General features: G+C 66.8%; 6 protein-coding genes. 3 read left to right on the forward strand and 3 right to left on the reverse strand.

Annotated features, from left to right (window positions below; all coding sequences use genetic code 11):
• Window positions 1-22: 22 nt before the first annotated feature.
• The 3 genes from ACWEFV_RS32150 to trmB all read right to left on the reverse strand — a co-directional run bounded on the left by ACWEFV_RS32150 (window position 23) and on the right by trmB (window position 4,605).
• On the reverse strand, window positions 23-3,034 hold the full coding sequence (locus ACWEFV_RS32150) for an MMPL family transporter (protein WP_450073100.1): 3,012 nt from the start codon (window positions 3,032-3,034) through the stop codon (window positions 23-25).
• A gap of 78 nt (window positions 3,035-3,112) precedes the next feature.
• Window positions 3,113-3,808, reverse strand: coding sequence for an NYN domain-containing protein (locus ACWEFV_RS32155; RefSeq protein WP_135451519.1), 696 nt, complete (start codon window positions 3,806-3,808; stop codon window positions 3,113-3,115).
• Window positions 3,805-4,605, reverse strand: coding sequence for a tRNA (guanosine(46)-N7)-methyltransferase TrmB (gene trmB / locus ACWEFV_RS32160; RefSeq protein WP_167858062.1), 801 nt, complete (start codon window positions 4,603-4,605; stop codon window positions 3,805-3,807). The genes ACWEFV_RS32155 and trmB overlap by 4 nt, the downstream gene beginning before the upstream one ends.
• A 286-nt stretch (window positions 4,606-4,891) precedes the next feature.
• On the opposite strand from trmB, the gene ACWEFV_RS32165 reads away from it, so the two are divergent.
• The 3 genes from ACWEFV_RS32165 (at window position 4,892) to ACWEFV_RS32175 (ending at window position 9,204) form a co-directional block, all read left to right on the forward strand.
• Complete coding sequence (locus tag ACWEFV_RS32165) at window positions 4,892-5,734, forward strand: hypothetical protein (RefSeq protein ID WP_450073101.1); 843 nt, start codon at window positions 4,892-4,894, stop codon at window positions 5,732-5,734.
• A gap of 5 nt (window positions 5,735-5,739) precedes the next feature.
• Complete coding sequence (locus ACWEFV_RS32170; RefSeq protein WP_450073102.1) at window positions 5,740-7,218, forward strand: hypothetical protein; 1,479 nt, start codon at window positions 5,740-5,742, stop codon at window positions 7,216-7,218.
• A 156-nt stretch (window positions 7,219-7,374) separates the two neighbouring features.
• The gene (locus tag ACWEFV_RS32175) at window positions 7,375-9,204 is read left to right on the forward strand and encodes a phosphoenolpyruvate carboxykinase (GTP) (RefSeq protein WP_135451522.1); all 1,830 of its coding nucleotides are present in this window, start codon (window positions 7,375-7,377) and stop codon (window positions 9,202-9,204) included.
• The last annotated feature ends 195 nt before the right edge of the window (window positions 9,205-9,399 follow it).

The following is a 9,399-nucleotide window of genomic DNA, read 5'->3' on the forward strand; positions in this document are numbered from 1 at the left end:
CCGACATTCGATCGGCGAGTTCTTACAGCCGGCCCTCGCGACGCAGCAGGTCCTGCGCGCTCATCCCGCCGCCGCGACGAGGGGGTTCGTCGTCGCGGGGGTCGAACTTCTGGGTCGACGGGTCCTGATCACGCTGGCGCGGATTCGGACCCGGCACCGGCCCCGGACCCGGCCGCTGTGCGCCGAACGCCGTCGTCGGTGCGCTCTCACCACCGGCGGGCGGACGCTGCTGTTGCGGCATCGCACGGGTGGCGTCGGCGGACGGACGCGGTGCGGGCGGGGGCGGAGGCGGCGGGGTGCCGTTGGACGGGCCGCCCTTGGCCGGACCGCCGCGCAGCGCACCCAACCACGATTCGATCTCACGGTCTTCGCGCTGCGGGGGAGCCGTCGGCCCACCGGCAGGACGTCCGGTCGGCTGCGGCGTGCGCTCGGTGCCGGCGCTGGTGTTACCCGCCGCGGTGTTGACCGTGTTGACCGCCGTGTTCACCGCGTTGCGGACGGCGTTGCGCGCCATCGCGAACTTGGTGGTGGCCGGTTCTTGATTGGGCTGCTGGTGGGACTGGGCCTGGGGCGGGGCCTGGGGCGGGTTGATCCGCGCGGTACCTGCGGCCGAGGGCGCATTGGTCCGCGGCATCTGCGGGCGCATGGGCTCGGCCGCGGGATGGGTCGGATCGTGCGGCCGCGGTGCCGGCAGGGCGCCGACGCCGGCCAGGGCGCGTGGGTCCTCGCCGGACTCCTGAGCCATCGGACGCTTGCGCTCGTCGGGCAGTTCGGTCTCACCGAGGCCGAGCTTCTCCTGGACGCGTTTCATCCAGTGCGGAGCCCACCAGCAATCGTCACCGAGCAGCTTCATGATGGCTGGCACCAGGAACATACGGATGACCGTGGCGTCCAACAGCAGAGCGATGAGCAGACCGAAGGCCAGGTACTTCATCATCACCAGGTCGGAGAAGGCGAATGCACCGACCACCACTGCCAGCACCAGGGCCGCACCGGTGATCAGGCGGCCGGTGGTCGCGGTACCGATCCGGATGGCCTCCGCGGTGGACATGCCGCGTTCCCGGGCCTCCACCATGCGGGATACGAGAAAGACCTCGTAGTCGGTGGACAGACCCCAGATCACTGCGATGATCAACCCGATCATCGGTGCCATCAGTGGTTGCGGGGTGTAGTTGAGCAGCCCGGATCCATGACCCCCTTCGACGAACATCCAGGTCAGGATGCCCATCGTGGACCCCAGTGTCAGTGCGCTCATGAGGGCGGCCTTGATCGGCAGCACGATGGATCCGAATGCCAGGAACATCAGCACCGTCGTGGTGAGGACCAGGATCACCGCCAGCAGCGGCAGGTTGTCGAAGAGGCTCTGAATACTGTCCTGCGCCAGAGCCGGCGTGCCGCCCACGTAGACCTGAGTGCCGTGGGGTGCGGGCAGGGCCCGCAGTTCGTTGATCTTCGCGGGTGCGTCGCTGCTGTTGACCAGGCCGTTCTGGATGCTGCGCACCGACGGATCCTTGGTTCCGCTTTCCTGTGCGTTGCGTTCCTGCCACATCTTGGACGGGTTGTCGGCGTCGGTGAAGCCGGAGACCGTCGCGGCCTTGGAACGTAGCTCGGCGAGCTGCTGGTCGGTGACCGGTTTGCCGTCGTCACTTTGGATGACCATGGTCAGCGGCTCGGTCCGGAAACTGGAGAAGAGTTTGTCGAACTCCTCCTGGGCCATGCGCACCGAGTTGTCCGGCGGCAGGTACTTCTCGCTCATACCGCCAAGCGCGAGCTGGCCGAGCGGGATGACGAGGAGGGTCATCACGACCAGGATCGGGGTGGCGAAGGCGATGGGCCGCTTCATCACGACGTTGACGAGCTTGCCCCAGAAGCCCTGTTCGACTTCTTCGCGGGTTTTCGTCTTCTGGGTCTTCTCGGCGAACCAGTCGATGATCTTCCGGGAGAACGGCCAGTTGGCCAGGAACGGCACCTTCAGCAATGTCGTCACACCCAGTGCGTCGACTCTGGGCCCCAGGATGGCCAGCACTGCGGGCAGCACGGTGATCGACAGGAATGCCGCCAGCAGTACTGAGGCGATGATGGCGTAGGTGATCGATTTCAGGAAGCCGAGCGGGATCAGCAGCAGCGGCAGCGAGGACGCCACGATGATCACCGAGGAGAACGCGACGGTTCGTCCCGACGTCATCACCGATCTTCGTACCGCGGCCTCGGTGTCATAGCCCTCGGCCAGCTCCTCTCGGAACCGGCTGACGATGAACAGGCCGTAGTCGATGGCGATGCCGAAGCCCATCATCGTCACCACCGGCTGGGCGAAGAAGTGCACGGGCCCGAACTCGGCGGTGAGTCTCAGGATGCCCAGAGCGCCGGCGATCGTCAGGCCACCGATGATCGCGGGCAGGGCCGCGGCGACCGCTCCGCCGAACACAAAGAACAGCACCACGGCGACCAATGGCACAATTGCCAGCTCGGCGCGTTTCTGGTCGGTGCCGATCGTGCCGGTCAACTCGCTGGCCAGTGGGTTCAGCCCGGCCAGTTTGATGTCGCCGTCGTTGACCTTCCGAAGGTCAGGCTCGATGACTTGGTAATTCTTCAGAATCGTGTCGTCGTCGTCGCCCTTGAGCGGCACGCTGATGAAGGTGTGCTTCAGGTCCTGCGTCTTCATCTGGTTGACGAGTTCGTCGGTGGTGTCGGGGGCTTTGAGCCAACCCACCCAACCGACGATCTGGTCCGGGTGATCCTTGACCACCTGGTCCAGTTCCGCGGTGACCTTCTTCTGCCACGCCTTGTCGGTGACCTTCTTGTCATCCGGCGGCGTCAGGATGGCGACGATATGGCTGGTCCGGTCACGGCCGTAAACCTCGTCGCCCAACAGCGACGCCTGGACCGACTGGCTGCCCTCGTCGTAGAAACCACTCTGAGTGACGTGCTCTCCGAGACTGGCGCCATAGAGGCCGCCACCTAGGCACAGCGCCACCATGACACCGATGACGATGTACCTCAACTGGTACACCGTTCGACCCCACCAGGCGAACACTTAGGCTCCTAACGCTTCAATACTTCGCTTTAAAACTTGTGGTGACCCGCGCACGGACTGGACGTAGGTCTTCAGTTGTTACGCACGTGCGGTTAGTAGCGATGACAGCGGCCGGAACGGCTGCAGCCATGCTCCCTGCTCGGGCAGCGAGTCCAGTCCGATCCGTGGCAACGGTTCCCGGAACACACCAGGAATGTCCTCCAGATCGACAAACTCCAAGGTATCCGACGCTAACGCCCAGCTCGCATGTTCGCGAAATCCGAGCACCTGCACGGGGGTGCCTGCACGGGCGATTTCTTCCAGGGGCTGGCGGAACGCTTGCCCGTCAGCCGAGGCCACGAGGACCGCTGCCAGTCCTTCTCTGCGACGCAGGGCGATGTGCTCGAGCATGTCGCTGTCGACATCGCTGTCATCGTCGATCTTCGGCTTGGCGAAGACGGCGAAACCCACGTTACGCAACGCCTCCACCCACGGGCGCACCACATCGGCGCTACCTGGGGCGATGTTGGTGAAGACGGTGGCCTCCGGCTCCAGCGATACATCCTCGTCATCGCCGGCTTCGGAGACCAGATCTGATGTGTACCCCAGCAGCCACCGGCCCAGAGCGTCGAACCGTGGACGGTGCGCGGCGGTCGGGCGGCCGCCGAGGATCGCGCCGAGTCCCATGTCCAGATTGGGGGCGTCCCACACGAGCAATACGCGGCGCGCGGGGGTGGCAGTGGCACCCGCCTCCACCTGCGCGGACTCGTTCTGCATGTCTTCGGTCACACTCATGGCCGTTTCTCCCAGACCAGCTCGGTGACGTCGGGACCGGCCAGGGCTTTGCGCTCGTACTTGGTGACCGGGCGTTCGACCGATATCGGCAGGTGTGTGGCCCCTATGTCGACCCGGCGCAACAGTGGTTCGGCGTCACCGACCTCGGCAATGTGCTCGGCATACCCGGCGTGGTCGGTGGCCGCATGCAGGATTCCGCCGGGCCGCAGCCGATCGGCGATCAGGGCCACCGTGGCCGGCTGCAGCAGACGGCGCTTGTGGTGACGGGCCTTGGGCCAGGGATCCGGGAAGAACACCCGCACCCCGGTCAGGGTCCCGGTGCCGAACATGTGCTCCAGTACGTCGACGCCGTCCCCGCGGACCATGCGGATGTTGGTGACGGGGGATGAGGTTTCTCCGGAGCGGTCGATCGCGCTGAGCAGTTGGGCCAGACCCTTGCGGTAGACCTCCACCGCGATCACGTCGAGATCGGGTTCGGCCTGGGCCATGGCAAGCGTTGAGGTGCCGGTGCCTGAGCCGATCTCCAGGATCAGCGGGGCCGAGCGGCCGAACCACGCCGCGGTGTCAACGTCGACGACGGGTTGCGAATCCTCGTCACGGGCTTGGATGCCCAGCTCAGGCCACAGCCGATTCCAGGTCTGTTGCTGGGCGGGCGACAGCGTCGACCGCCGGGTACGGAAGCTGGTCACCCGGGGAAAACGGTGCGGCTGGGCGGGCGGCACGTCGGCCGCTTCATCTGCCGGCGCCGGCCCACCGACATCGGACCTGGACGGGTGCATCCGTCCATGGTCTCTTATCGGCGGCGATGTGCTCGCATCGTGGTAGAGATTGATACCCAACAGTTGCCTCCTACTGTTAAGGCGTAAACCTCTGTTCGCGCGCGCCCGCGGCCCGTGTCACGATTTTTCGTGGGGCACCCGGATGCGCCGGTGACCACGTAGGGAAGGCTGCCAGATTTTCGCAGACGAGCTCGCACGCTTTGCCGACCGTGACGGCGATGCGCGGTTGGCGGAGATCTGTGCGCGGGTGTCGGCTCCGTTATGTGTGGATGTGCGCGGGCGTCGCGGCGTGGGGGTGAGCACGGTGACTGCCGCTCTGGCGGGTGCGGGCCTCGAGACCGGTGCGGCCGGTGACGTCACGGTGCTGGTGATCGCCGAGGTGCTCAAACCCGAGGACGAGGCCCTGCTCGAGGAGCTGCGCCGGGCGGGCCGGCCGACGGTCGTGGTGCTCAACAAGGCTGATCTGGCCGGGTCGGGGCCGGATGGCCCGGTCGCGACCGCACACCGAAGGGCACAGCGCCTGCAGAACCCGGCCGGGGTGCCGGTCGTGCCGATGGTGGCACTGCTGGCGGTGGCCCGGGCGCCAGGGCCACACCTGCTCGATGCGCTGCGGCTGCTGACCCGCGAGCCTGCCGACCTGACCTCGGCCGACGGCTTCGTTGCCGGTTCGCACCGGGTGCAGCGTGAGGTGCGTACCGAGCTGCTCGAACGTCTCGACCGGTTCGGGGTCGCCCACACCACGCTGGCGTTGAGCCGCGGCGTCGACGCCGAGATCTTGCCGGGGCTGTGGCGACGGCTCAGCGAGGTGGACCGGGTGCTGGCGGCCATCGATGCGGCGGCCGCGTCGGTCCGGTACCGGCGGGTGCGGTCGGCACTGGCTGAGCTGCGTGCGGTCGGCGGCCCGGCGGTGGGGCGTTTCCTGGCCGCCGATGACACGGTGATCGCGGTGATGGCCGCCGCCGTCGACGTCGTGCAGGCCGAAGGGCTGACGGTGGGCCCCGGCGACGATCACAATGCCCATCTCTGTCGCGCCCGCCGCTGGCGGCAATACCGGGACGGTCCGGTGAATGCCCTGCATCGACGGTGCGGTGACGACATCGTGCGAGGTTCCCTGCGACAGCTGGGTGCGACGGGTAGCCGACGGTGACCGACGTGGATACGGCCCGGGATCAGGCGGCGGCGGGCACGCGAGGAGCAAAAATCGCCGAGGCGGACGCCCTGGTGGCCGCGATCGACCCGGGCCTGAACTCGCCGGGGGTGGAAACCCGCGATGCGGTGCTGGTGGCCGGTCCGTGGCTGGCCGGATCGACGAGCGTGATGGCGGCACTGCGGGAGCGCATGCCGGAGACGACTTTCGTGGAATCCACTGAATTGGTGGCCGGCGAGGCGCCGGCGGCTGTGGTGTTCGTGGTTTCGGCAGCCGCCCCGGTTACTGAATCAGATTGTGCCCTGGTCGATTTGGCGTCGCGATACACCGATCTGGTGATCGGCGTGGTGTCCAAGATCGATGCGTACCGCGACTGGCGCGATGTGCGCGACGCCGATGCGGAAATCCTGGGCGAGCGCGACGCGCGCTACGAACGCATGCCCTGGGTGGGGGTGGCGGCGGCGCCCGATCTCGGTGAGCCGCAGCTCGATGAGCTCGTCGAACTGCTCGCCGGCCAGCTCGCCGATCCCGATATCGCGCGCCGGAACAGGTTGCGCGCCTGGGAAACTCGACTGGAAGCGGTCATCCTCCGGTATGAGGCCGACGGGTCCGGCGCCGACCGCCAGGCCCGCGTCGACGTGTTGCGGGAGCGTCGCGCCGAGGTGGCCAGGGCCCGCAGGCTGACCCGTACCGAGCGCAGCATCGCGTTGCGCAGTCAATTGCAGCAGGCCAGGGTTCAGCTCGGCTATTTCGCCCGCAACCGGTGTAACTCGGTGCGCACCGAATTGCAGGAGGATGTCGCGGGCATCGGCCGGCGCCGGATCGAGACGTTCGAGGACTACGCCCGGCAACGCGCGCACGAGGTTGTCGGTGAGGTCGACGAGGGCGTCACCGCCCACCTGCGCGGAATGGCGGACGAACTTGAGTTGACGGAACCTGAATCGCCCGCCCCGGCGCGGGTCCCCGACCTGCCGTCGCCCCAGCTGAAATCCCGGACCCTCGAGACCCGGCTGATGCTCGTCCTGGGCGCAGGCTTCGGGCTGGGTGTGGCGGTGGCGGTCAGCCGGGTACTGGTGGGTGCGGCCCCGCGACTGGCCGTGGCCGGCCTGGTGGTCGGGGCGGTGGTGGGCCTGCTGCTGGCGATCTGGGTGGTCGGCACCCGTGGGTTGTTGCACGACCGGGCGGTGCTGGATCGCTGGGTCGGCGAGATCACCACCACCCTCCGTTCGGCGGTCGAAGAGCTCGTCGCGAAACGGGTCCTGGCCGCGGAGACTGCGCTCACCACCGAGCTGGCGGCCCGTGAGGAAACCGAGGCGGCCGCGGTAGCCGAGAAGACCGCCGCGATGGACGCCGAACTGCGTGAACATGCCATCGCGACCGCGCGGGCGGCGGCCCAGAGAGACCGACGGATCCCGCCGTTACAGCGGGCGCTGAACGCCGTGCGGGCGGATCTGTACGGCAACAGCGACGCTACTGGCGAGTAACCACCTGATAACGTTGATCTGAATCGTTCCTGTGAGTGATCGGACATACCACTGGTTCACCGTGGGTATGTCACCCGAGTTAACCTCTACCCAAGGGGTAGCCGTGACCGCGTCGTGACGTGGCTTGGGTTCCACAAACCTACGCAGGAGAATTTGATGACCTCAGCGACCATTCCGGGTCTGGACACCGCACCGACGAAACATCAGGGTCTGCTGGCCTGGGTCCAGGAGGTCGCAGAGCTGACTCAACCGGATCGGGTGGTCTTCGCCGACGGGTCCGCTGAGGAGTATGACCGGCTGGCCGCTCACCTGGTCGAGGCGGGTACCTTCCAGAAGCTGAACGACGAGAAGCAGCCGAACTCGTACCTGGCGCTCTCCGATCCGTCCGACGTCGCCCGCGTCGAGTCTCGCACCTTCATCTGCTCCGAGCGTGAGATCGACGCCGGCCCCACCAACAACTGGATGGAACCCGCCAAGATGCGCGGGCTCATGAGCGACCTGTACCGCGGCTCGATGCGCGGCCGCACCATGTGGGTGGTGCCGTTCTGCATGGGTCCGCTGGACGCCGAGGATCCCAAGCTCGGTGTGGAGATCACCGACTCCGAGTACGTCGTGGTCTCGATGCGCACCATGACCCGGATGGGTCAGGCCGCGCTCGACAAGATCGGCGACGACGGCTTCTTCGTCAAGGCGCTGCACTCGATCGGTGCGCCGCTGGAGCCCGGCCAGAAGGACGTGCCGTGGCCGTGCAACGACACCAAGTACATCACCCACTTCCCGGAGACCCGTGAGATCTGGAGCTTCGGCTCGGGCTACGGCGGCAACGCTCTGCTGGGTAAGAAGTGCTACTCGCTGCGGATCGCCTCGGCGATGGCCCATGACGAGGGCTGGCTCGCCGAGCACATGCTGATCGTCAAGCTGATCTCCCCGGAGAACAAGGCCTACTTCGTCGCCGCGGCATTCCCGTCGGCCTGCGGCAAGACCAACCTCGCGATGCTGCAGCCGACCATCCCCGGCTGGCGTGCCGAGACCGTCGGTGACGACATCGCCTGGATGCGGTTCGGCAAGGACGGCCGCCTGTATGCCGTCAACCCCGAGTTCGGTTTCTTCGGCGTCGCACCCGGCACCAACTGGGATTCCAACCCCAACGCGATGAAGACCATCGCCGCAGGCAACACCGTCTTCACCAACGTGGCCAAGACCGACGACAACGACGTGTGGTGGGAAGGCCTGGAGGGCGAACCCGACCACCTGATCGACTGGAAGGGCAACGACTGGTTCCTGCGCGAGACGGAATCCAAGGCCGCGCACCCGAACTCGCGCTACTGCACCCCGATCTCGCAGTGCCCGACGCTGGCGCCGGAGTGGGACGACCCGCAGGGCGTGCCGATCTCGGCGATCCTGTTCGGCGGCCGTCGCAAGACCACCGTCCCGCTGGTGACCCAGGCCCGCGATTGGCAGCACGGTGTGTTCATCGGCGCCACCCTCGGCTCCGAGCAGACCGCCGCCGCCGAGGGCAAGGTCGGTACCGTGCGCCGCGACCCCATGGCCATGCTGCCGTTCCTGGGCTACAACGTCGGTGACTACTTCCAGCACTGGATCAACATTGGCAAGAACGCCGATGAGTCGAAGCTGCCTGCGGTGTTCTTCGTCAACTGGTTCCGCCGCGGCGACGACGGCCGCTTCCTGTGGCCGGGCTTCGGCGAGAACAGCCGCGTGCTGAAGTGGGCCATCGAGCGCATCGAGCACAAAGCCGACGGCAAGAGCACCCCGATCGGCATCGTGCCGACGGCCGCCGATCTGGACCTGTCCGGGCTCGATGTGGATCCGGCCGACGTGGACGAGGCGCTGGCCGTCAACACCGAGGAGTGGCGGGCCGAGCTCCCGCTGATCGAGGAGTGGTTCGAGTTCGTCGGTGAGAAGCTGCCCACCGGCATCAAGGACGAGTTCGACGCCCTCAAGCACCGCCTGGCCGAAGAGTCCTAGTTTTCAGCATTACGCGCACCCTCGTGATTTCACGAGGGTGCGCGTTTTTGTGTGAAAGCCGTTGCGCATCACGTATGTAACGCTGTGGCGATTTTCGGCACCTCAAAGTCAAGTGGCTAGTGCAACGTGGCTACGCAGCTTGATTGAGGAGGGTGGCGAGGCGTTGGGCTGGGGTGTCGAGGTCCAGGGTGGGTC

This window comes from Mycobacterium sp. NPDC004974 (genome assembly GCF_053600815.1).